Annotated in this window: 19 protein-coding genes and 3 tRNA genes; 14 read left to right on the plus strand and 8 right to left on the minus strand. The window is 68.1% G+C overall.

All coding sequences use genetic code 11. The features are described from left to right. The first annotated feature begins 131 nt into the window (after positions 1 to 131). Positions 132 to 218: transfer RNA gene (locus tag ABZ794_RS10850), tRNA-Ser, on the plus strand. Positions 219 to 308: 90 nt separating this feature from the next. Here ABZ794_RS10850 and ABZ794_RS10855 read toward each other — a convergent pair. Then, positions 309 to 1466, minus strand: coding sequence for a low temperature requirement protein A (locus ABZ794_RS10855; RefSeq protein WP_238687974.1), 1158 nt, complete (start codon positions 1464 to 1466; stop codon positions 309 to 311). A 78-nt stretch (positions 1467 to 1544) separates the two neighbouring features. Next, positions 1545 to 1700: a hypothetical protein gene (locus ABZ794_RS10860; RefSeq protein ID WP_210782640.1), complete on the minus strand. Its 156-nt coding sequence runs from the start codon at positions 1698 to 1700 to the stop codon at positions 1545 to 1547. A 143-nt stretch (positions 1701 to 1843) separates the two neighbouring features. On the opposite strand from ABZ794_RS10860, the gene ABZ794_RS10865 reads away from it, so the two are divergent. After that, positions 1844 to 2386 carry a YbhB/YbcL family Raf kinase inhibitor-like protein gene (locus tag ABZ794_RS10865; protein ID WP_210782638.1) on the plus strand — a complete coding sequence of 181 codons (543 nt, stop codon included), beginning with the start codon at positions 1844 to 1846 and terminating at the stop codon, positions 2384 to 2386. Positions 2387 to 2503: 117 nt separating this feature from the next. Here the strand turns inward: ABZ794_RS10865 and ABZ794_RS10870 are convergent, their stop codons facing one another. After that, positions 2504 to 3214, minus strand: coding sequence for a class I SAM-dependent methyltransferase (locus ABZ794_RS10870; RefSeq protein WP_210782636.1), 711 nt, complete (start codon positions 3212 to 3214; stop codon positions 2504 to 2506). Between the two features lie 314 nt (positions 3215 to 3528). Between ABZ794_RS10870 and ABZ794_RS10875 the strand changes: the two genes are divergently transcribed. Then, complete coding sequence (locus ABZ794_RS10875) at positions 3529 to 5262, plus strand: hypothetical protein (protein WP_357515313.1); 1734 nt, start codon at positions 3529 to 3531, stop codon at positions 5260 to 5262. Between the two features lie 36 nt (positions 5263 to 5298). On the opposite strand, the gene ABZ794_RS10880 is transcribed toward ABZ794_RS10875, so the two are convergent. Continuing rightward, positions 5299 to 6075: a hypothetical protein gene (locus ABZ794_RS10880; protein WP_357515258.1), complete on the minus strand. Its 777-nt coding sequence runs from the start codon at positions 6073 to 6075 to the stop codon at positions 5299 to 5301. Between the two features lie 326 nt (positions 6076 to 6401). Here ABZ794_RS10880 and ABZ794_RS10885 point away from each other — a divergent pair, with 326 nt between their 5' ends. Next, positions 6402 to 7931, plus strand: coding sequence for a peptide deformylase (locus tag ABZ794_RS10885; protein WP_238687976.1), 1530 nt, complete (start codon positions 6402 to 6404; stop codon positions 7929 to 7931). Positions 7932 to 8000: 69 nt separating this feature from the next. Here ABZ794_RS10885 and ABZ794_RS10890 read toward each other — a convergent pair whose 3' ends face one another. Next, positions 8001 to 9116: a globin domain-containing protein gene (locus ABZ794_RS10890; RefSeq protein WP_210782628.1), complete on the minus strand. Its 1116-nt coding sequence runs from the start codon at positions 9114 to 9116 to the stop codon at positions 8001 to 8003. 144 nt (positions 9117 to 9260) lie between these two features. Between ABZ794_RS10890 and ABZ794_RS10895 the strand changes: the two genes are divergently transcribed. Further along, positions 9261 to 10031: a CPBP family intramembrane glutamic endopeptidase gene (locus ABZ794_RS10895; protein ID WP_238687977.1), complete on the plus strand. Its 771-nt coding sequence runs from the start codon at positions 9261 to 9263 to the stop codon at positions 10029 to 10031. Positions 10032 to 10035: 4 nt separating this feature from the next. On the opposite strand, the gene ABZ794_RS10900 is transcribed toward ABZ794_RS10895, so the two are convergent. Next, positions 10036 to 11334: a hypothetical protein gene (locus tag ABZ794_RS10900; RefSeq protein WP_357515261.1), complete on the minus strand. Its 1299-nt coding sequence runs from the start codon at positions 11332 to 11334 to the stop codon at positions 10036 to 10038. Between the two features lie 239 nt (positions 11335 to 11573). Between ABZ794_RS10900 and ABZ794_RS10905 the strand changes: the two genes are divergently transcribed. Both ABZ794_RS10905 and ABZ794_RS10910 read left to right on the plus strand, forming a co-directional pair. Beyond that, positions 11574 to 11664 (plus strand) — tRNA-Ser (locus ABZ794_RS10905). Between the two features lie 35 nt (positions 11665 to 11699). Next, positions 11700 to 11772: transfer RNA gene (locus tag ABZ794_RS10910), tRNA-Arg, on the plus strand. Positions 11773 to 12050: 278 nt separating this feature from the next. On the opposite strand, the gene ABZ794_RS10915 is transcribed toward ABZ794_RS10910, so the two are convergent. After that, positions 12051 to 12971, minus strand: a complete 921-nt coding sequence (locus ABZ794_RS10915; protein WP_238687979.1) for a hypothetical protein — start codon at positions 12969 to 12971, stop codon at positions 12051 to 12053. 1104 nt (positions 12972 to 14075) lie between these two features. On the opposite strand from ABZ794_RS10915, the gene ABZ794_RS10920 reads away from it, so the two are divergent. From ABZ794_RS10920 to ABZ794_RS10940, 5 genes are all read left to right on the plus strand, one after another. Next, positions 14076 to 15269, plus strand: a complete 1194-nt coding sequence (locus ABZ794_RS10920) for an ABC-three component system protein (RefSeq protein WP_357515263.1) — start codon at positions 14076 to 14078, stop codon at positions 15267 to 15269. Next, on the plus strand, positions 15256 to 15744 hold the full coding sequence (locus ABZ794_RS10925; RefSeq protein WP_238687981.1) for a three component ABC system middle component: 489 nt from the start codon (positions 15256 to 15258) through the stop codon (positions 15742 to 15744). The genes ABZ794_RS10920 and ABZ794_RS10925 overlap by 14 nt, the downstream gene beginning before the upstream one ends. After that, positions 15741 to 17684, plus strand: a complete 1944-nt coding sequence (locus ABZ794_RS10930) for a DUF3732 domain-containing protein (RefSeq protein WP_238687982.1) — start codon at positions 15741 to 15743, stop codon at positions 17682 to 17684. Before ABZ794_RS10925 ends, ABZ794_RS10930 begins: the two co-directional genes overlap by 4 nt. A 345-nt stretch (positions 17685 to 18029) precedes the next feature. After that, positions 18030 to 18308, plus strand: coding sequence for a hypothetical protein (locus tag ABZ794_RS10935; RefSeq protein WP_238687983.1), 279 nt, complete (start codon positions 18030 to 18032; stop codon positions 18306 to 18308). A 540-nt stretch (positions 18309 to 18848) separates the two neighbouring features. After that, complete coding sequence (locus ABZ794_RS10940) at positions 18849 to 19130, plus strand: hypothetical protein (protein ID WP_238687984.1); 282 nt, start codon at positions 18849 to 18851, stop codon at positions 19128 to 19130. A gap of 178 nt (positions 19131 to 19308) precedes the next feature. On the opposite strand, the gene ABZ794_RS10945 is transcribed toward ABZ794_RS10940, so the two are convergent. Further along, complete coding sequence (locus ABZ794_RS10945; protein WP_238687985.1) at positions 19309 to 19986, minus strand: hypothetical protein; 678 nt, start codon at positions 19984 to 19986, stop codon at positions 19309 to 19311. Positions 19987 to 20168: 182 nt separating this feature from the next. On the opposite strand from ABZ794_RS10945, the gene ABZ794_RS10950 reads away from it, so the two are divergent. Then, positions 20169 to 20384, plus strand: coding sequence for a hypothetical protein (locus tag ABZ794_RS10950; RefSeq protein ID WP_238687986.1), 216 nt, complete (start codon positions 20169 to 20171; stop codon positions 20382 to 20384). 270 nt (positions 20385 to 20654) lie between these two features. After that, on the plus strand, positions 20655 to 21767 hold the full coding sequence (locus tag ABZ794_RS10955; RefSeq protein WP_210782618.1) for a ricin-type beta-trefoil lectin domain protein: 1113 nt from the start codon (positions 20655 to 20657) through the stop codon (positions 21765 to 21767). Positions 21768 to 21902: the final 135 nt, after the last annotated feature.

Consider the following 21902-nt stretch of genomic DNA (forward strand, 5'->3'; position numbering starts at 1 on the left):
CGCAGGCGCACCGTCCAGCCCACAGTGGACGCAGCAGACCGGCTGGCCGGCGCACCGGGGAGGGACGCCGGGCCGCCCGGAGCGAGCCGTGGCAGACTATGCGTGGCCGTACGCCCACGGGTGGCGGCCCAGGAGGGTTCGCCTAGTGGCCGATGGCGCTGGTCTTGAAAACCGGTAAGGCAGCGATGTCTTCGTGGGTTCGAATCCCACACCCTCCGCCTCCTTGATCCACTCGACTTTTCGGACGTCGGGGTGTTCGGGCCACGCGGATACCGCGATTTCCTGAATGCCGAGTGGATCTGGCGCGGTCAGCCTTCGTCGGCGGTAGCGCGCCTGGTCCACGCCTCGTAGCTGAGCAGCACGGCGAGGAACGCGGTGAGCAGGCCGAGCGCGGCCAGGCCGGGCAGGTGACGGCCGACGGGGAGTAACAGCAGCGCCACGACGGGAGCGACGAGTTGCCCCGGTCGCACGCACCGGACGCTGAGACTCAGGAACGTCGCCCGGCCCGCGAGGAACAGGGCGGTCCCGCCGAACAACGCGACGGTCGGCATCCAGTCCGAGATGCCGTGGGACTCCTCATGTGCCAGGCCGGCCAGCACCTGCTCGACTCCCAGTGCCACGTAGATGGTCCCGGCGAGTACCGGGAAGTGGGCAACGCTGTAGGCATTCGCACCGACGTGGGCGCGCCGTAGCCCGGACTCCGTCGTCAGCGCGTGCCTGGAGGTTGCCGCGCTCGCGGAGTAGAGCCAGTACAGGCACACGGTGACGGAGAGGGTGAGGAGCGCGGCCAGCAGGATCGGTCCACGGATCCGCTGAGTCCCGATGCCGGCGGCGACCGAGATCAGGGACTCCCCGAGCGCAATGATCACCACGAGGCTGTGCCGCTCGGCGAAGTGGCCGGGGCTGCGTACGGGCCAACCGCTCAGCATCGAGGAGACCACCCCGCCGCCCATGTCGATGGTGAGGGCCAGCGCCCAGAGCAGGATCTGTGCGGTGCCGCCGAACACGGCGCCGAGGACGAGCGGAATCCAGGACAGCGCGGTGGAGAGGGTGTAGAGGCGAATGGTCCTGCGCACCTGCCGGTTGCCCGCTGCCACCCAGCGGAAGAGAACCAGATCGACAACTCGAAGCACGATGTACGCCAGCACCAGGATCAGCCGGGACCCCGTCGTACCTGGTCCGGTCCCCCAGGCGTCGGGGATGACGAGAGCGACGAGGAAGACGGCCGCCATCGCGACGGTGACACCGGCACGGATCAGCCCGACGTCGATCCGGACGTGGTTGCCCAGCCAGGAGTAGACCAGCCAGGAGATCCAGAGCAGCAGGAGTACGAGGAATCCCTGCATCAAGGTCACCGGCGCGGGCCGCTGGCTCATGAACGTGGTGACCCGGATCAGGCCGAAGACGAAGACCAGGTCAAAGAAGACCTCGAACAGAATGGGTCGATGTGTCTCCGGGGTCGCCATCGGTCGTGCCCCAAAAGTCCGCCCCATCAGGTCATCTTCACCGGTTGCACCGAGGCAGTCCGGCACCCCGCTTCGCGGTCACTCCGGCGGGTCGGTGGCCCGCCGCTCCCGGCGGATCGTCTCCTCGGCCAGTCGCTCGACACCGCGTCGGCGTTCGTCGGCGATGGCTCGCTCGTCCCGGCGGCGGAACGCGGTGAAGACGGCCACCACGAAGTCCCGCCAGATGCCGGCCACGATGTCCCCCTGCGGAACGCTGCCCGAACTCAAACGTAGCTCTGCGAAACCACACTGGGTCAGCGCGTGCTTCCGGTCGTCGGGAGGGCCGCGGCGGGGTAAGAAGGGGCTGGTATCTCCGCACATCGGAAGGACGCGTCCCCATGACCCTGGAACGACCGATCGCCCCGGACCCGTACGAGCTGCTGCCGACGGTGCCCTCGTTCACGCTGATGAGCGACGACGTGCAGAACGGCGAGCCGATGGACGCCCGGCACGCGCATGGCAGCACCGGGGGTGACAACGTCTCGCCGCAGCTGACCTGGTCGGATTTCCCCGCCGAGACGAAGAGCTTCACGGTGACCTGCTACGACCCGGACGCGCCGACGGGCAGCGGCTTCTGGCACTGGGTGCTGGTGAACGTGCCGGTCAACGTCACCCAGTTGCCCACCGGGGCTGGTGGTGCGGCGGGCACCGACCTCGGCGGGGCGTTCTCGGTCCGCAACGACTACGGCGAGCAGGGCTACGGCGGGGCGGCTCCGCCGCCCGGCGACCGCCCGCACCGGTACGTCTTCGCGGTGCACGCCCTGGACGTCGACCGCCTGGACCTGACCCCGGACGCCAGCCCCGCCTACGTCGGCTTCAACCTGACGTTCCACACCCTCGCGAGAGCGGTAATCCGCCCCACGTACCAGATCAAGGACTAACCCCACCCCCAGCTCCCGCGATCTTGCACTTTCTGTCCCGACATCCCTGACATAAAGGGCGTAAGGACGACAGAAAGCGCAAGATCGCCGGGGCCGGGGCCGGGGCCGGGGCCGGGGTCAGGCTGGGACGCGGGCTACGGCGAAGACGGACTGGCCGAACGGCGGCAGGACGAGCTGCTCGGCGGCCTTGGTGGCGGGCAGGACGAGGGTGTCGTACACCTTGACCATCGGGCCTTCCTTCGGCATCAGCCGGAAGACCTTGGTGGCCATGAAGTAGCCGATCAGCCCGAGCGCGTTGGCGTAGTGCATCTTCTCGATGGTCAGACCTGCGTCCGTCATCGCTGCCCCGAGCGTCTTCTTCGTGTAGCGGCGGACGTGCCCGGTGGCGATGTCGGCCGGGCCCATCGCGAACTGGAACGCGGGCACGATGATGATCACGGCGCCGCCGGGGCGGACCAGGTCGCGCATGCTCTCCAGCGCGCCCACGTGGTCCTCAATGTGCTCCAGGACGTTGTACGAGACGGCCGCGCTGTAGTCGCCCCGGTCGTTGTGCGGCAGCAGCATCTGCCGGACGTCGACGTTCGGACGGTCGGCGAGGCGCTCCTTGAGCTGCACCAGCCGGGCCGGGTCGGCCTCGGTGGCGGTGAACCGCGGCAGCCGCTCGGACCATTCCAGCGCGTAGTCACCGAGACCGCTGCCGATCTCGATCGGGTCGTCGCCGAGGTACGGCACGGCCAGTTCGATGAACCAGCGACGGTGGTTGACAGCGGTTGCCAGGCCTTCCAGCACCTCGGACTGCACGCGCTGATCCCCAGTGATTTCTGCCATGCGTCGATTCCTCACGATATGAACTCGACCCGTGCCTGGACCGACAGAGTGAATCATCCGCTGGGACGGCGAAAGAATCGGGGCATCGGGGTGGCCGAATTGTGGTCGGGGGGTGGGTTCGTGATCGGCGGTCGGCGAACCCGGCACATAGTACGGCAGTACCCCGAAACATGTCACGGCGGCGCCATGCGCTGACTACCCTATGAATTGTCATGACTACTCCTGAACCGGACGTGCCCAGCGACGGCGGCGGCCCGGCCGCCGTGCCGTCGGCGGAGGGGGCCTCCGCTGCCGTTCGGCCTTCCCGCAGGGGGATGTGGGCCGATCTGGCCGCCGTGCTGAGCTTCGTGGTGCTCGGCTTCTGGGTCACCTGTCGACTCTGGCTGGACCCGCGCAGCGGTGTGCGGGACAACCAGTCCGATCAGTCGCAGTTCGAATGGATGATGGCCCACGGTGCGCGAGTAGTCACGCACTTTGCGTATCCGTTCCATTCCAATCAGATGAACGTCCCCGACGGCGTCAATCTGATGGCCAATACGTCCGTATTATCCATTTCATTGCCAATGACGCCGATCACCCTGCTGTTCGGGCCGCGGGCGTCATTTCTGATCTTTCTCACCGCCGGCATGATTGCCACCGCCACTGCCTGGTATTTCCTGCTCTCCCGGGTCCTGATCGGCAGCCGAGGGCCGGCGTGGCTGGGCGCCGGCTTCTGCGCGTTCGCGCCGGCCATGGTGTCGCACGCCAATGGGCACCCGAACATCGTGTCGCAGTTCGTCGTCCCGTTGATCATCTGGCGCACGCTACGACTCGGTGAACCCGGCCGCTGGCTGCGCAACGGGGTCCTCCTCGCGCTGGTCATCGTCTGGCAGGCGTTCCTCAACCTGGAGATCCTGCTGATGACCGCGATCGGGCTCGGCGTGATCGTCGGCGTGCTCGCCCTCGGCCGCGCGGAGCTACGGTCGCGGGCCCGATCCTTCCTCGCCGGGCTGGCCGTCGCCGCCGTGGTCGCCCTGCTCCTGCTCGCGTACCCCCTGTACGTGCAGTTCTTCGGACCGGACGCGTACTCCGGGCTGTCCCGCCTGATCCGCGGCTACTCCAGCGACGTGGCCTCTTTCGTCGCGTACTCCCGGGAATCACTGGCCGGCAGCGCGCGTACCGCCGCGGGCCTGGCCAAGAACCCGACCGAGGAGAACAGCTTCTTCGGTTGGGCGCTGGTGGTGTTGGTGATCGCCCTGGTCTGGTGGCTGCGCCGCTCGATCGTGGTGCTCGCGCTGGCCGCGCTCGGGTTGCTCTTCGCGGTGCTGTCGCTGGGTCGGGAGGTCCGCTTCGACAACCGGGGTACGGGTGTGCCGGGCCCCTGGGCGGCGCTGGAGAACCTGCCCATCCTGCACTCGGTGGTGCCGACACGCTGGGCGTTGGCGATCACCCCGATCATCGGGCTGCTGCTCGCCTACGGCGCCGAACGTGCCCGCGAGTTGGCCGACGCGCACCCGGCCGCTCGCGGGCAGGTCCGCTTCGTCACCGCCACCGTGCTCACGATGGCCCTGTTGCCGATCGTCCCCACCCCGCTGCCCGTGGCCCGCCTCGACCCGGTCCCCAGCTTCGTGACGAGTGGGGCCTGGCGGCCGTACGTGACCGGTGGGCGCAGTGTGGTGACCCTGCCGTTGCCGGACACCACCTACGCCGAGCCGCTGCGCTGGTCCGCCGCGACCCGGCTGGACATGCCGCTGGCCCGTGGCTACTTCCTCGGCCCGGACACCCGCCCGAACGCCGATCCGCCGAAGGTTGCGTTGTTCGGTGCGACTCCCCGCCCCACCAGCAGCTTCTTCGGCACCATCCGGCGCACCGGGGCGGTGCCGCCGATCACCCCGCAGACCCGGGTCCGAGCGGTCGACGACCTGCGCTACTGGCGGGCCGGGGTGGTCATCCTCGGGCCACACGAGCACGAGGCCGCGCTGCGCCGGGGCATGACCGAGTTGACCGGGACCCAACCGGTCTTCACCGGCGGCGTGTGGGTGTGGGATGTCCGGTCGTTGACCGACTGAGCAGTGCGGCCCAGCCTGACCTAGGCGAAACAGGCCCTACCGGACGCAGCAGCCCTGGCAGACCTTCGGGCGGGGCAGGGTGAAGGCGAGACAGCAGGTGCGGCGCTGCACTGTCGGCTCACCGGTCGGCCCCGGCACCAGTTCGATCAGGTCGGCCAGGTCGAGTGCGCCGAGCAGTGTGTCGATGCTCTGCACCGTGGAGCCGGGCAGGGCGTCCGCGGCCCGCAGGATGCCGTGCGCGATGCCGGAGGCGACCGAGCCGAGCAGCGTCCGGGTGCCCACCCGGACCTCGGACTGGATCGCCGTGATGAGCGGTGCCAGGTGCGCGTCGAGCAGGGACGCGCGTAGCGCGGCCAGCAGCTCCGCCTCGTCGGCGACGACCCGCACCTCCGGCAGGCCGGCGAGCGCCAGCGGGTCGTTCGGCAGCACCGCCACTTTCGTGCCCCGGCGCATGCCCATGGTGAGCAGCTGCCGATGGTCCTCGAAGTGGATCAGCAGGTCGGCCGGATCGAGCAGTGGCACCCGTCGGGCGGAGGCCCAGCCGAGCACGACCGGCAGCGCTGCCCAGTAGCTGTAGGACTTCCAGGCCAACGCCGCGCAGGCGTGCGGGGTGCCGCCCCAGCGGACGGCGGCGCCGTTCAACAGCTCCGGCAGCCGGCTGCCGTCGATCAGGGTGGTGGCGGGCGCCCAGCCGAGCTCGTCGTCGACCAGCAGGCCCCGGGCGAGGCCGGGGAGGTCGTCGGTGCCGAACATGGCCCGGAGCGCCGCGGTGACGGGGGCGAGCGGCGTGGTGGCGGTATCCCGCCGTGGCATCACCGCTGTCACCTGAGTCGTCCCCTGTCTGTGTGACCGAGGAGTGCGCCCCGGCGGACGAACCAGTGCCGTCCTGAGCTAAGGCTAGCCTAACCAACCCCCTGACCGTAAGGGAAGCCTCACCTTGGTCACATCCCGGACGCCCAGGTCACCCCGTATCCGACGGGAGTAGTGCTTCGCGTACTACCCGGAGTCAGTGCTGGGAAACGCCGCCGCACAATCGACGGCCATCGGTTAATTGTCAAGCGGTGTGTCGAAAACATGCCACTTGCGTGTGTGGTCGCGTACGGAACGTGAAACTTATAGCCCCGGCCACGAGGAAGCTCATGACGACCTCACCCCTCGAACGGGCTGCCGACTCCTTCGCGGCCGAACTCGCCCGGCAACGGACCGGGCGCGGGCTGTCCAAGAAGCAACTGGCCGTCCTGATGGGGTTCGACCCGTCCTACGTGAGCCACGTCGAGGGGCGGCGGCACCGGCCGACCGAGGACTTCGCCCGCCGCGCGGAGGCCGTCCTGGAGGCAAGCGGCGCGATCTGGCAGCGCTTCCGGGAGTACGACGACCTACGGCACGCCCGGGCCGGTCAGCCGAACCGCGAGCCGTACCTGCCAGGCCAGTGGCTGCCACCCGGCACCGGCCTGGTCGTGGAACGGGAGCTGGCCACCCTCACCCACGCCGACGAGGGCTACCGGTGCGTCATCCACCGTGAGCTGTACAACGCCGGCACCGAACCGGTCACCCGCTACCTGGTCCGGGTCGCCGTCGACCGCTACCCGAACGACCCCGGCCGCTCCAACCGGCACCACCGGGAGCACCCCCTCACCTTCGCCGAACTGCAGATACAGGCCCGCCGAGACGACGGCGGCGGAGACCCGGAGCCGATGCACTGGCGCGCCAAGCACGATCGCGACGCGTTCAAGGAGATCTGGCTGCTCTTCGAGAACGGGGAGCGACGCTTCCCCCTCTATCCGGGCGACCGGGCCACCATCGAGTACGCGTACAGCGTCGGGCACGAGAAGTGGGGCCCCTGGTTCCAGCGAGCCGTCCGACTGCCCACCCGGCAGCTCGCCGTACGCCTGGACCTGCCCGCGGCCCTCGACCCGCAGGTCTGGGGCGTGGAGACCTCGCTCAGCGCGGAGGAGGGCCCGCTGCGGACGGCGCCGCAGCGTCACGACGAGGGCGATCGGGTGATCTACGACTGGCAGACCGACGACCCCCCGTTGAACGCCCGCTACCGGATGCAGTGGCGGTTCCGTGCCCGTCCGGACACCGAACCGGACGTCGGCCCCGGCGGCGCCCGGGTCCGACCCAGCGACCGGATGCGCGGCCTCGGCATCGTGCAACGCGGGGACGACCTGCTCCGCCAGCGGGCCCGCCCGTTCGACCTGCCCGGCGAGGAACACGTCGCCCGGGACGTGGTCGACCGGCTCACCATGGCCCTGGCCCGGCTCGACGAGCTGCACCCGTTCAGCAAGGGAGTGGGCGTCGCGGCACCGCAGTTCGGCATCGGCCGCGCCGCGGCCGTGGTGCGGCCCCCCGACCGGTCGGCGGAGCCGGTCGTGCTGCTCAACCCCCGGGTGGTCGACGCCGACCCGGAGACCGACGAGCAGTACGAGGGCTGCCTCTCCTTCTTCGACCACCGAGGTCTGGTGCCCCGGCCGCTGCGACTGGACGTGGAACACGCCCAGTGGGACGGCAGCCGGATCATCACGTCGTTCGAATTCGGCATGGCCCGGCTGGTCGCACATGAGATCGACCACCTGGAGGGCCGGCTCTACGTCGACCGGATGGCACCCGGTGTGCCGTTGGTGCCGGTGGAGGAGTACCGCGAGAGCGGGCACCCCTGGCGCTACTGACCAAGAAAGGGACCGGGGCGCGTGCCCCAGGGGGCAGGGGCACGCGCCCCGGTGTGGGGGGAGGAACGTCTAGAGGTCACCGAAGGTGTCGTAGCGGATGTGCGGCGGCGGCACGTTGTCCGCGGCGAGCACCCGCAGGGTGGACCGGACCATCCGGGCGGCACCGGAGACGAAGCAGTCGTGCGTGGTCCACGGGCCGTACCGGGCCACGACCTCCGGGATCTCGCCCTGCTCGCCGTCGAAGTCCGGGTCCTCGCTGCACGCCGCGGTGACCGACAACCACGGGTGTACGGCCACCAACTCCTGCAACCCGTCCAGGCCGTACAGGTCGCCCGCCTGCCGTGCGCCGTAGAAGACGTGCACCCACCGGGTCCGGTTGAAGGTGGCCAACTCCTCCACCAGCGCCTTGATCGGCGCCAGCCCGACGCCGCCGGCCACGCAGAGGATGTCCCGTTCCGAGGCGCGGTCCAGTGTCATCGACCCCATCGGCGCCGCCAGGCGGAGCAGGTCACCCGGCCGCACCCGCCGCACCAGGGCGCCGGACACCCAGCCGGCCCCCGGAGACCGCACGTGGAACTCCAGCACGTTGTCGTCGTTCGGGGCGTTCGCCACCGAGTAGTTACGCCACACCCGGGGGTGGTAGCGCGGCACCTCCAGGCTCACGTACTGCCCCGCCTGCCAGCGCAGCGGATGCTGCAACGCCCGGCAGGTCAGCACGGCGGTGTCCGGGCCGTACCGCTCGTGGGTCAGCACCTCGGCGTGCCAGAACGGCGGGTCGTCGTCGGAGGCGGCGCCGGCCACCATCAGGGCGGCGATCGCCGCGTACGCCTCCCGCCACGCCTGGTCGTACTCCAGGTTCCAGCCGTCGCCGGCGGTGCTGCGCAGCGCGTCCAGAAGTGCGACGCCCATCGTGGCGTAGTGCCGCTCGTCGACGTGGTACTTGCGGTGGTCGCGGCCCAGCGCCCGGAGGAACTCGTCGAAGCTCTCCGGGTCGTCCACAGTGTGGATCGCCGTGATGATCGCTTCGAGTAGACGGTCGCCCTGGCCGGTCATCTGCACCGGGAACAGTTGCCGCAGGGCGGGGTCGAGCAGGAACAGCCGAGCGTAGAAGTGACCGCTCAACCGGACCCGGTCGTCCTCGACCAGGGTCCAGCTCTCCTTCAGCAACCGCGCGAGGTTGTCCACGGACGCTCCTTCTCCAGACGGCAACGGATCGGGCGCCCATAGAATCTCCACGGAGCGTGTCGACTGGTCGCACAGAATGTGCGATCGGCTCATGGTGGCCGGTCGGCCATGTCACGGGTGCCGCACGTCGGGCAGAGTGGTGCGGTGACCGTTGAGCTGACCCGCCCGGTGTCCCGCCGACTGCTGGGCACCGAGACGCTGCTGGTCCTCGGCCTCTCCCTCGGCCAGTCCGCGATCTACGCGGTGGTCTCGATCATCGCGAAGTTGACCGCCGACGGTCCGCTCTCCAAGCAGACCGCCTCGCTGAACACCTCGGCGTCGGCCCGCCCCTGGCTGGATCTCACGTACCAGCTGCTCGGCATCGTGTTCGCGCTGCTGCCGGTGCTGCTCGCCGTACACCTGCTCAGTCGTGACCCCGGCGACCCGGCGCGGACCCTCGGCCTGGACGCCCGGCGGCCCGGTCAGGACGTGGCGCGCGGCGCCGGGCTGGCGGCGCTCATCGGGCTACCCGGGCTGGCGCTGTTTTGGGTGGCGGCCCATCTGGGCCTCAACGCCACGCTGGTGCCGGCCGCGCTGCCGGACGTCTGGTGGACGGTTCCGGTGCTGATTCTCGCCGCCGTGCAGAACGCCGTGCTGGAAGAGGTGATCGTGGTCGGTTACCTGGTCACCCGGCTGCGTCAGCTCCAGTGGCGGCTGGCCGCGATCATCGCGGCCAGCGCGCTGCTGCGCGGCTCGTACCACCTCTACCAAGGCTTCGGCGCGTTCGTCGGCAACGCGATCATGGGCGTCGTGTTCAGCCTCTTCTACCTGCGCACCCGGCGGGTGATGCCGCTGATCATCGCGCACACCCTGCTCGACGTGTTCGCCTTCGTCGGCTACGCGCTGCTGCCCCGGGAATGGTTCGACTGGCTCTGACCCGTCAGCGCCGGTCGGGTCGGTAGGCGGCCACCGTTCGGGCCGCGAGCCGGTCGGCCGCCGCCGCGTCGCCCACCGCCGCCGCGAGCACCGCCGCGCCCGGCAGCAACCGGGCCACCAGCCGCAACGCGACCCAACCACCGGCCTGCGCCGTGAGCGGCGCGGCCAACCGCCAAGCCGCCTCCGCCGCCCGCGGCCACGCCCCCTCGACCGGGTCACCCGGCGACTCGGCGGCGGCCAGGGCCGCCGCCGCGCTCGCCCGATCCGGGTGCACCTGGGTAAGCACCAACAGGTCGACGGCCCGGTCAGGATGCGTCGGATCCTTGCCGTACGCCGCAGCCAGGTGCAGCACCAGCTCCGAGTGCGTCCACAGCACCGCCGCCAACTCGGCCAGCGGCGCGAAGTAGCCGGCCAGCGCGGCGGTCGCCCCACCCGCACCCGCCGAGCGGACGAACCGCCGGGCCGCCAACCGGGCCAGGCCGTCCGCCGAGGCGTCCGGATACCGGTCGCGCAACCCAGCGGCCCACCCCGCCGCGCCGGGCCCGAACGTCCGCACCGCAGCCAGAGCCAACAGCTCCGGTGCGAAGCCAGGGTGGTCGAGCACGCGCGCGGCGACCGCGCGCAGCTCCGATTCCGGGGTACGCCCCAGAGCCGGCTCAACCTGCCGCGCGGCGGGGGCTGCCGAGGCCAACTGCTCGGTGCGCGCCGTCTGCGGCCCGACCACGGGTTCGGGGGCGGGCTTTGTCGGCGGGGTGCTCTTTGTCGGCGTGGTGCTCTTTCGTGGGGTGGCCGCGCGCTTGGTGGTCTTTGCGGCTTTGGCCGGGGCCGTTGGCGTGATGGTGCTCGCCTCGCCGGTGTTGCTCGCGGCTGTGGTGGTCTGCGGTTCGGTAGTGCTTGCGGCTTCGGTGCTGCTCGCGGCCTTGGTGGGTTGTGCGGCGCGCTTGCGGGGTGCCGGCGTGGCGGGGGTCACCTCGGCCGGCGTGTCGGCTGCCTGCCGAGGGGCAGCCCTGCGAACAGGGGCGGTCCGAGCCTTCGGCGGTGTCGATGCGAGGCCGGTTGCTGGGCTCGGTTGGTCGCCGGTCGGCTGCTCCGCGTGCTCCGGCTGCTCCGCGATCGCCTCGGCGGTCAGCTCGGTCGGTGCGCGTCGAGGCTGTCGAGGCAGGGGGCGATCCGGCTCCGGTGGCTGGAAGAGCACCGCCGGGGCAGCCTTGGCCCGTCGAGGGGGACGCTGGCTCGCCGAGTCGGCTGCCGGCGGTGCCGGCGCCTCAGCCGGCTCCACCGTCTCGGTGGGCTCCTCGGCCACGATCGGCGGCCTGAAGGTGGCCCGTGGGGAGCGCCGACGCGCTCGTTCAGCAGGCTCTCGACGGGTCGACTCGCTGGGCGGCTGCTCCTGCATATCGATGGAGCGTAGTCCCGATCACGCCGGCGCACAGCGTGGAAACACGGACGGCGGCGGGTCGCGGTGGGCGTACCCCGGAAGTCGTTTTGCTCCCGGTGGGTGGTGACCTGTATCCTCGGGCGCGGTGGTCTGAGGATCACCGGGGAGACTTCGCCTAGTCTGGTCTATGGCGCCGCACTGCTAATGCGGTTGGGGTCTTAAAGCCCCTCCCGGGTTCGAATCCCGGAGTCTCCGCGCGAAAGCCGGGTGTGTACACTGGCTGAGCACAAGCGCCCGTAGCTCAATGGATAGAGCATCTGACTACGGATCAGAAGGTTAGGGGTTCGAGTCCCTTCGGGCGCACAGCAGTTGAACAGGGAAAATGCCCTCCTGGTCATCGACAACCGTCGACCAGGGGGGCTTTTTTCGCGCGCCCATGGGCGCGCGCTCGCGCGCTGGCGCTGCTTGATCGTGACGGTCAGTAGCGGAAGAAGCTAGCCCGAACGTTGACGCCTGTGGCCACTGGCTCGCGATCGCCACCCTGACCGCCGTCATTGTCGGCGCCGCTGTCGACCCTGGCCCGGTGCCTCAACCCGCCCACCCCCGCGCAGGTGCGTTGCCGTCTCCGCGGCACAGTCCGGTCACGCAGGTGCCTCTTTGACCGGCTCGGGGATTACCGCCGGTTGCGCGAGGGCCGGGAGGTTGAGTTGGTAGACGTTGCGGAACCGGCGGAAGTCGAAGCTGTCGGTGGCGACGAGCTGCCGGCGTCGGACGCTGATCAGGCCGGCGTGCTGGAGTTCGCGGATGCCGCGGGTGCGGGTCTCTTCGGAGAGCAGGAACGCCTTGGTGGCGTAGTCGGGGGCGATCCAGACCTCTTCGGTGTCGGGGTCCTTCGCGCCGACCTGGACGCGCAGGATGATCAGCATGGCCAAGGCGGCGGGGCTGAGCACGGCCATCCAGCCGGAGGTCCACAGCGTCGGCGGGAGCTGGATGTAACGGTGGATCTGCGCCGCCTCCGGCTTCTTCTGCTTCAGCCGGTTGTAGGCGGAGCCGGGGGTCTCGTAGGGCTTGCCGTCACCGGTGTCGCTGCGCAGCCGGACGATATTCGGGGCGCCGGCGCGGTTGGTGACCTCGATGAAGTTGTTCTTCTCCAGCCAGCGCACCGCGTCGGCCACACGTCGGGCTCCGCTGGCATCGGGCTCGTCCAGGTCGAGCAGCTCGGCCCAGGCGCGGGCGGGGTACACCAGCTCGTGCGGGGGCGCCGCGCCGAGCCAGAGGTAGGACAGGTACAGCCGGAGCCGGACACTGCCGCCTCGGCCGCCGCGGAGGAGGCGGGCCAGCGGGGTGGGCTGGGTCGAGTTGTCCGGCCGCTCCGCGAACGCCCGGCGCAGCGGCAGGGACCGGTTGTGATTGCGCTTGGCGACGTTCTCCGCCGCGGTGAGGGCGATCGGGCGCGGTCGCCGGTAGGTGAACTGGTCAAAGAGGCGCTGGTACCCGTCACCGGACGAAACACGTGACGCTTGCGCAGGGGCGAACGGCTGTTCACCGTTATTCAGCGACATAAAGTGTTCTCCTATAGTGCCCGGTAACAGTGGCAGGCTCACCCCTACGCTAGCGCAAGGGTGACCCTGGGTCTAGTCCGATGCTACCCCCGCGCAAGCGCGGTCTGATCGGGGTTTTAAGGGTATCCCTGGTGATGAATCGGCTGCTATGGTGGCTTCAGCCCGGACGGAGGGCTGCAAGAGCAGGGGGAGCGTGGCCCTGCCGATGCAGGTCGAAGCGAGGGTGAGTTGGCGGCGGTGAGTCGGATCGTTCCTCCCAGCGACAGGCTTTCCGGCACCAGGCAGGTAGGACCGCACGAGGTAGTCCTCTCCGGCTATCCACCTGGCACCAAGCCCGCTGACGATCAACGGCGAGGTGTCCCTCTCAAGGGACACCTCGCCGTTGCCGTATCGCGCCCGGGCCCGCTCGCAACTCCTACACCGCGTCCAGCACCCGGGGCATGAGCTGGTCAGCCTGGGGCGGAGCGGTGGCGCGGCGCCCGGAGGAACGAAGAGGCGCGCTGACTCAGCGGCGATAACACCGGGAGGCTGGGTGGCTAAGCCTTGGCGGTGCCCGGCCGGCGGCGTCGCCACCATTTCGGTGACGGCGGCGGTTCGGGCAGGGCTTGGCTCAGGTTCGGCGGGTCCGGCGACCATGGCGGAATAGGGTCAGAGGTGGGTTCGGCGCCAAGGATCGCAGTACGCACGGCGGACCGCTGGCCGAAGGCGCGAGGACCGGCTTTGGAGCGATGCAGGACTCGGTTCGCGACGCTGCGTGCTGCCGCCGATGGTTGAGCCTGCTGGTGGACGTTGTGCGCTACGCAGGCAGATCGAGCGCTCCAGCGCCACCGCTCGACGTAGCGGACGGCGAGGGTTGACCGGACGGGCGGGACCCGCGTGGCCGGCTATGCCGCCTACGACGCGCACGTGGACTTGCATACTGCTGTCGCTACTCCAGCCAACCGGCCGGAAGAGTCGTTTCCTGTGACGGCCGGTTGACCTCGGGCAACAAATCGTCCCCAGTGTGACGAGACGTATTTACTCAGCGACCTGGCTGTGATGTGCTGCCACGACAACGGTCCCGGCGCGGCTTATCCAGGAGCTCGTGTGAGTGGTTCAAGTAGCGTGTTCGATGCTTCAGCCTCGGCTATCGGCTATCTTTACCAGCTGCGATATGCCCTCCTGGCCGGGCTCAATGAGTTCGGGGCTGACGCGAGCTGGAGTGTGTCGGTTGAGGTGGTAGACGACGTGGAAATCGTCGCCGCCAGCGGAAGCAGACGTTGGCAACTGAAGCATCGAGCCAGCGGCACCCGGCTCACGGACGGCAGCACCGATCTGTGGAAGACGCTACGGATTTGGAGCGAGGCGATCAGGGACGGATCGCTGGACCCCGCCCGTACCCGACTCCTGCTGCTGACAACCTCGGATGTGCCCGTCGAATCGGTGGCCCATTACCTACAGTCAGGTCCGGGCCGGGATGTCAAGAGGGCACGTGAACTGCTTGAAGCGGCGGCCGCAAGATCGGCGTCGGATGCCAAGAGAAAGAGCATCGAGGCCTACCGTGGACTGAAGGACGGTCAACGAGAGGCGATGCTTGCGGCCATCACCGTCCTCGGCGATGGTCCCACCATTGAGGACGTCTACCGAGACCTCCTTCAGGTCTGCCACTTCGCTGTCGGCAAGCAGGCGGCCGAATCGCTACTCAACCGCCTCGAAGGCTGGTTCATTCAGCGGTGCATCGAGACCATGCGGGTCGAGGCTGCGCTGCCGATCCCGGGTAGCGAGATCGATGAAAAGTTCAGCGAGCTGCGCGACCAGTTCCGGCCCTACAACCTCCCGATCGACGAGGACATCGCCGAAATGACGGCGACCCGAGAGGAGTACGGCGAACGCGCGTTCATCCGACAGCTCGACTTGATCGGAATAGGCAACCGCCGGATCGAACTCGCGGTGCGTGACTACCTGCGCGCGTCCACCCAACGCTCACGCTGGTCGCGTGAAAATCTGCTTCTTCCCGGCGAGATCGGAACCTACGAGCGGCGGCTGCGCGAGGAGTGGGAGACGCACTTCGCCGTCATGCAGGACGAGCTTGGTGAGGAAGCGGCGGAAGAAACGAAAATCGCGGCGGCGAGACGGATCTACGGTTGGGTGGAGACCGAGTTCCGGAGGAACATCCGACCCGAGTGCCATGACCCCTTTATCTGCAAGGGGTCTTTCCACATCCTCGCGGACGACCAGCGTGTGGGATGGCACCCGGACTTCGAGGTGCGTCTTCTGGCCATCCTGGAGCCTGTCGGTGGTGTGAATGCCGGCGCTTGACCTTCTGAGTCGGGAAGAGCGAAACCTCCACAATCCTGCGTTCGCCGGACTCCTGGTCGCCCGCGCCGTGCAGGGGCATGAGCAAGAGAACGGCCCAGGCTGTCACGTCCTCCTCGCCATCTTGGCTCCCGTCATGGCCCTCACCGCCCCCGTGCGAGCCGTGCTGCCGAAAAGCATCTCCTCGACGACGGTCAACTGGATCGAGCGTGAATCGGCAGCCCGGGTTCACCTTCGACAGGCCGCGCCGTTCCTCGGCCCGCTCGTGAGGGAAGGGCTCCTGCTTAGCTTGCGGGCCGGCTTGCTGGTGTTGGAGGAACAACACCTCGTCCGATCGACCCAGCGAGTCCCCAAGAGGATCACCGGTGACACCCCGGAAGTTGCCCAGATCCAGAGGGCCAGCTTGTTCCTTGGCCGGTGGCTTTCCAGGGCCGGCGACCTTCCGACGATCTTCACACTTCTTGGAGTCCGTCCTTGAGCTTCCAGATCAGGCATGTCGTCGTGTACGGCCGCGGCGAACGCGTCCGCAAGGTGACCTTTGAGCTCGGACAGCTCAACATCATCACCGGTTCCTCACGCAGGGGTAAGAGCGCGATCCTGACGATCATCGACTACTGCCTCGGTAGCGGTGGGTATCCGGTCAAGGCGGGGGTGACGAGGGACAACTCCAGAGGGTTCGGTCTCATGATCGTGAGTGGTGATCGGACGATGTACATCGCCCGGCCAGCGCCGGAGCGCCTACACAAAACCGCCGATCGCATGTACGTCAGCGTCGTCTCCGATCCAGAATCGATACCAGCATTCGACGAACTCGAGTTCAACACGAACGTCGACACGGCCAAGCAGATCATCGGAGATTTGTGTGGCATCGACCGCTCACTGCGTCTGCCGATGCCCGGCACCACGGGTCCGCTGTCTCCTAGCATTCGTCACGCGCTGTTCTTTGTCATGCAGGAACAGAACGAGATTGCTAACCAGGATGTGCTGTTCCATACCCAAGGGGATGAGCACCGCCCCAACGCAATTCGGGCGGTCATCCCTTACTTTCTGGGGGCGGTGGATACCGAGTACGCCACACTCACGATCAGGCTACGTACCCTCAAGCGGGAGCTCGTCGCGCTGCGGCGGACGCTCGATGAACGCGCCGCAGCACTCGGCGCCACGGGCCAGGCCCGTGCGCTCCTTGCGGAGGCAGCGGCAGTTGGACTGCTCGATGAGCTGCCGCCCCAGGGCCTCAATGAGGGTGAAGCCTTCGGGCTCCTGCGGTCACTGTCACTCGTCGACGTCCGGTCCGTCGGGCAGCCGGAGGCCCAAGGTGACCAGATCACGGCACTCAATCAGCAGCGCGCGCAGCTGCGAGACCGGCTAGCTGGCTTGAACATCCAACTAACCCGGCTTCGCCGCGCAGCCAACGAGAACAGCGATTTCGCGGCCGAGGCCGGCGAGCAGCGCGCACGCCTCGCGTCGCTCGGGTTCTTCGGAAACGAGGACGGACCTCCGCGTGCCTGTCCGGTGTGCGGCAACGACGCCCCCGGCGCCGAGAGTACGTGGGTTGACATGCACCGTGAGCTGGTGCGACTTGACGGGGAGATCGTCGCCATACGAACGGACACCCCCAAAATCGACCAGATGGCGGCGCTGCTGGCCGAAGAGATTCAAGAGGTCACGCAGCTACTGCGAGCCAATAAGGCTGAGATTGATGAGCTGGCGGCCGGTGTCCAGGCCATCGCGAGGCTTCGCGACGCCGAGGCCCGTACTGCGTTGGTTCAGGGGCGGATCGGTTTCTACCTTGAGATGCTCGACCGACGTGGCCAACAACCGCCGATCCAGGACCGCACGGCTGAGATCGAGGCCGAGATCGCCGAGATCGAGGCAAGGCTGGAGGAGAACGGGAACCCCGACCTGCTCACATCCTTCCTGGCGCGCATAAGTCAGAGCCTGTGGGAGAAGGCTCAACGCCTTGAAATCGAGCACTCGGCGTGGCCCATCCGCCTGGACTTGAGGCGTCTGACGGTCGTCGCCGACACCCGCAACGGCGCGGTCCCACTGCATGAGATGGGCAGCGGCGAGAACTATGTCGGGTACCACGTTGCGACCTTCCTGGCGTTGCACGAGTGGTTCGCGACGGAGGACCGGCCGGTACCCAGGATCCTGATCATGGACCAGCCGTCGCAAGTCTGGTTTCCCTCCGACTACGCCGGCGACGGTTCGCACGTGCTGCCCGATGACGATCGGGAGGCGCTCGTCCGCACCTATCAAGTGGTCATGGAGACCATCGCGCGTCCCGAAGTAGACCTCCAAGTCATCGTCATGGAGCATGCCGATCTTGAGGAGCAATGGTTCAGCGACGCGGTCAGGTATCGATGGCGCGCTGACGGCGAGGCGTTGATACCCGCGGACTGGATCGAGGAGGACTAGCGGCGCCATCCGAGTTCGCGCCAAGCGCAGTCTTCATGCTGCAGCCTCGGTGAGCGCTCCGAGGGTTCCCGCAGACCCGGGAGCGTCGGCATACGGACGCGGTCGCCACGACGCTGCACCGTGCACGTCGCTTCCAGGACCTTGGCTCGGCGCCACCCGGCGCACCATCGGGGGCAGCGGCTCCCACCAGCGCGTAGAACGCCCGGTAGAACCGGGTCCGCGAGCGCAGTGGCCAGTGTGCTCCGCCAGCCACGCTGACGGGCGGCAGCGAGTTTGTCCTGGTAGTTAGCGGCAGGCAGCTGAAGAATGAGACGGGAGCGGGCCGGACGATTCCCGGAGGGGACCATGAGACTGAGTCCTGAAGAGCAGTGGGCCTTGAACGCGCGGCTGACCGACTTGATCGACCAGGGCGAGGTAAAGGTGGAGTACGAGCCCCGCCCGGTGAGGAACACGTACGTGGTGGAGCTGAGCGAGGGCGAGCTCATATGGCTTTTCGAGGAGGCCCAGCGCCGCGGCCTCAACCCGTCGGCAGTGATCCGAGACCTGATGAGTCAGGCGCGCCGAGCGGCAGGTAGCTCGCCAGCAGATCAAGAAGCGGGCGACCGACCGGGACCACGGGATTGATCCGCGAATAACAGTGCGGCTGCGTGCGGGGCATCCTGGTGGAGACGGCAGCCCAGAGATGACCTACGTGTTCGTGCGGCAAGTGTCTGCGCGAGACGGCAGAGCGAGTCGTGGCCCCCACCAATGCTCGACCAGCGGCAGTGCAGACGTTGCCTCCGCAGATCGAAACATCCACATCAGGCCGCGCGCCTATGGGCGCGCGCTGCGGGCAGGAAACGCGCTCAAGCGTCACGTTCCGTCGACACTGCTACATACCGAATCTGGACAAACCTGCATAACTGCAGGTCGCGAGCACCCTCTCCTTCCGACTACGGATCAGAAGGTTGGGGGTTCGAGTCCCTTCGGGCGCACCACCTGAACAGGGAATATAGCCAATCGGCTATGTTCCCTGTTTTGTATGGGGTTACGTATCGGACGCTGTTGTGCTGTTCTGCTCGCCCCATCGGCCTGGTCGACCCTGGGCGAGGAATCGTGACGCCCGGCTCGAGATGAGTACGCGTACGGATGGCAGGCGCGGTCGCGGCGACCAGAATTCCCTCCATGCGAACGCGAATCATGATCGCCCTGGCCGGGGTCGGCCTGGGTGGGCTGATGGTCACCACCGGTTGTTCGTTCCGGGAGGACATCTGCGCTGGCGGTGAGTATCCGGCGATCGCGGTGGGCGGGCAGGGCGGCAGCGCCTGCTTCCCGGATGGGCAGGAGCCGACCCCGCCGTACGTCCGCTACCCGGAGGGCAAGGTCCCGCAGCACGTCGACGACGAGTGGGACGTCTACTGGCGCAGCCACGGCATCGACGCGAACAACAACATCATCGATACCTGAGCCGCCACCCGGAGGATCGTCGCCCGGCAGAGAAGTGACGGTTCGAGTCCCTGCGGTCGTTCCGCGGACGGCATCCGGTCACGCCGCAGGTTCGGTCTTCGTGACCGAACCTGTGCGGGACCGGATGTTGCTCCGATACCTCTGTGCCAGCTACCCGTGTGTCGTACCGATCGGATGATCAGCCGAAGCAGTTGGGCACCGGCGGTGAGCTGGGTGTGCAGTTCGTGGGCAGGTTGCCGCTGATCACCGTCTTCTGGTCCACGGTGACCTGGCCGCCGTCGTTGAAGATCCCGCCGGGTGCCAGGATGGAGATGTTGTCGGTGACCTTGCTTTCGGTGAGGGTGAGCGTGCTGTTGTTGTAGATTCCGCCGCCCTGGGAATTCGAGCCGATGGCCCGGTTCCGGTCGACGTGGGTGCGGCGCAGTACCACGGTGCCGCTGCCGTTGTAGACGCCGCCGCCGTGTTCGATCGTGCTGTTCGTGCTGGCGACGTTCTCGCTGATCCAGCTGTCCTCGACAACGAACTGGCCGATCTGGTTGTAGACGCCGCCACCCCGTTGGCCGGCCTCGTTGTGGTGGACCTTGCCGTGTCGGAGGTGGAAGACGCCGTCGGAGAAGATTCCGCCGCCCTCGCTGCCGGCCCGGTTGTCGTTGACTTCGACGTTCCTGGCCTCGGTGGTGGAGTTGATTCCACCGCGGATGTCGCCGCCACGGAAGCCTGCGGTGTTGTTGTTGTCCAGGTGGACGTTCTCGAGAACGGCGACGCTGCTGTTCGACAACCCGCCACCAGCGCCACCGATGGGCAGGATGTTGACGACCCCGATCGTGTTGTTGTAGCTCAGCCGGGTGTTCTGCACGGTGAGGTTGCCGTTGTTGAAGATGCCTCCACCGTCGAACAGGGCGCTGTTGTTGCTGCCGCTGTTCTTCTTGTCCTTGTCCTTGCCGTCCCAGTCCTTGCCGTGCTCCTTCCCGCCGAGGATCTTCGTGACGCCGAGGTGGCGATACCGCCACCCGGGCCGTTGGTGTGGTTGTAGACCACGTGGGTGTTCTCGATGACAGCCCTGCCGCCGACGTCGATCCGGATGCCACCGCCGCCGGCGCCGACCCCACCCTCGGCTTGGCCGCCCTTGATGGTGGCGTCTCGCAGCGTCAGGTCGCCGCCGGCTCCGACCTCCAGGATCCGGAACGGAATGGCGTTGGCCGCGCGGACGATTGTGGATCCGTTCGCGTCGATCGCTTCGGCGGACTGGTCTGACCTACCGCGACTTCGCTCATGTCGGCGTACGTGTCACGGGCACCCCAGCAGCACCACCATGCCCTTCCGCCTTTCCGGCGGCCGTCGCGCCGGCAGGACACCCGGGTTGCTGGCGCTTGACGTGGGCCAGATCAGCGACAAGAATTTACAGGAATCGCTGTTAGCGTTAACAATCCGTCCCAGTGCTGCGACGGCATCGTCATGCCGATGTCGCGGCGGTCGCGGCGGCCTGACTCCTCGGTCAGCACTACCACTGCAGGGGAGAAACCTATGCGAACGAGGGCAAGATGGCTCGCGGCGACTGCCGCACTCGGTGTTGTCCTCGCCGGGGTGCTGATCTCGACCGGCCCGGCAAACGCGGAATCCAACGGCGGGGTGCGGGTGATGCCTCTCGGTGACTCCATCACCGAGGGCACCCAGGTGCCGGGCGGGTACCGTATCGGGCTCTGGCAGCGGCTCGTCAACGGTCGATACACGGTGGACTTCGTCGGGTCGCAGTTCAACGGGCCTGCCAGCCTGGGTGACCACGACCACCAGGGACATCCCGGGTGGCGCATCGACCAGATCGACGCGAACATCGTCGGTTGGCTGAACACCCAGCGGCCGCAGACCGTTCTGCTGCACATCGGCACCAACGACATCCTGCAGAACTACAACGTGAGCACCGCGCCGAACCGGCTCTCCACCCTGATCGACCGGATCACCACCACGGCTCCCACAGCGGAAGTGTTCGTCGCGCAGATCATCCCGCTCTCCAACAGCAACCAGGAGGCGGCCGCACGCACGTTCAACGCGGCGATCCCCGGCATCGTGCAGAGCAAGGTGAACGCCGGCAAGCGCGTACGCCTGGTCGACATGCACAGCGCACTCACCACCGCCGACCTGATCGACGGCGTCCACCCCACGTCCGGCGGGTACGACAAGATGGCTGCCCGCTGGTACAGCGCGCTGCAGTCGGTGCCCGGCAGCATCGGCAACCCGGGCAGCGGCACCGGGCAGACCACCGCGATCGTGGGTGCCCTGTCCGGTCGCTGCGTCGACGTCCCCGGCTCCTCCACCACCAACGGCACCCAGGTGCAGGTGTGGGACTGTCACGGCCGCACCAACCAGCAGTGGACCTACACGAGCAACAAGACGTTGACCGTGTACGGCAACAAGTGCCTCGACGCCGCCGGCTATGGCACCTCGCCGGGCACCCTGGTCACCATCTACGACTGCCACGGCGGAACGAACCAGCAGTGGAACGTCAACGCCAACGGCACCATCACCGGGGTGCAGTCCGGCCTCTGCCTGGACCCGTACAACGTGGGTACGGGCAACGGCACGAAGCTCGTCCTCTGGACCTGCACCGGCCAGACCAACCAGCAGTGGAGCCGCCGATAGCTCGTACGGTCGCGCCGGATGGTCGGATCGCAGGTGGACACCCATGCCGGCACCGGCACTCCCAGCAACGTCGGAAGCCGCCCCTGCCCGGCCAGACGGACAGGGGCGGCTTCAGCCGCGACGAGGCGATAGTTC

The organism is Micromonospora sp. NPDC047187 (genome assembly GCF_040643355.1).
Classification (GTDB): Bacteria; Actinomycetota; Actinomycetes; order Mycobacteriales; family Micromonosporaceae; genus Micromonospora; species Micromonospora salmantinae.

Coding starts and splice junctions, on each gene's coding strand:
- ABZ794_RS10855 (WP_238687974.1), bottom strand. CDS start 1,466: ATGGCGACCCCGGAGACACATCGACCCATTCTGTTCGAGGTCTTCTTT.
- ABZ794_RS10865 (WP_210782638.1), top strand. CDS start 1,844: ATGACCCTGGAACGACCGATCGCCCCGGACCCGTACGAGCTGCTGCCG.
- ABZ794_RS10870 (WP_210782636.1), bottom strand. CDS start 3,214: ATGGCAGAAATCACTGGGGATCAGCGCGTGCAGTCCGAGGTGCTGGAA.
- ABZ794_RS10875 (WP_357515313.1), top strand. CDS start 3,529: ATGTGGGCCGATCTGGCCGCCGTGCTGAGCTTCGTGGTGCTCGGCTTC.
- ABZ794_RS10880 (WP_357515258.1), bottom strand. CDS start 6,075: ATGCCACGGCGGGATACCGCCACCACGCCGCTCGCCCCCGTCACCGCG.
- ABZ794_RS10885 (WP_238687976.1), top strand. CDS start 6,402: ATGACGACCTCACCCCTCGAACGGGCTGCCGACTCCTTCGCGGCCGAA.
- ABZ794_RS10915 (WP_238687979.1), bottom strand. CDS start 12,971: ATGTCGCTGAATAACGGTGAACAGCCGTTCGCCCCTGCGCAAGCGTCA.
- ABZ794_RS10925 (WP_238687981.1), top strand. CDS start 15,256: ATGCCGGCGCTTGACCTTCTGAGTCGGGAAGAGCGAAACCTCCACAAT.
- ABZ794_RS10935 (WP_238687983.1), top strand. CDS start 18,030: ATGAGACTGAGTCCTGAAGAGCAGTGGGCCTTGAACGCGCGGCTGACC.
- ABZ794_RS10940 (WP_238687984.1), top strand. CDS start 18,849: ATGCGAACGCGAATCATGATCGCCCTGGCCGGGGTCGGCCTGGGTGGG.
- ABZ794_RS10955 (WP_210782618.1), top strand. CDS start 20,655: ATGCGAACGAGGGCAAGATGGCTCGCGGCGACTGCCGCACTCGGTGTT.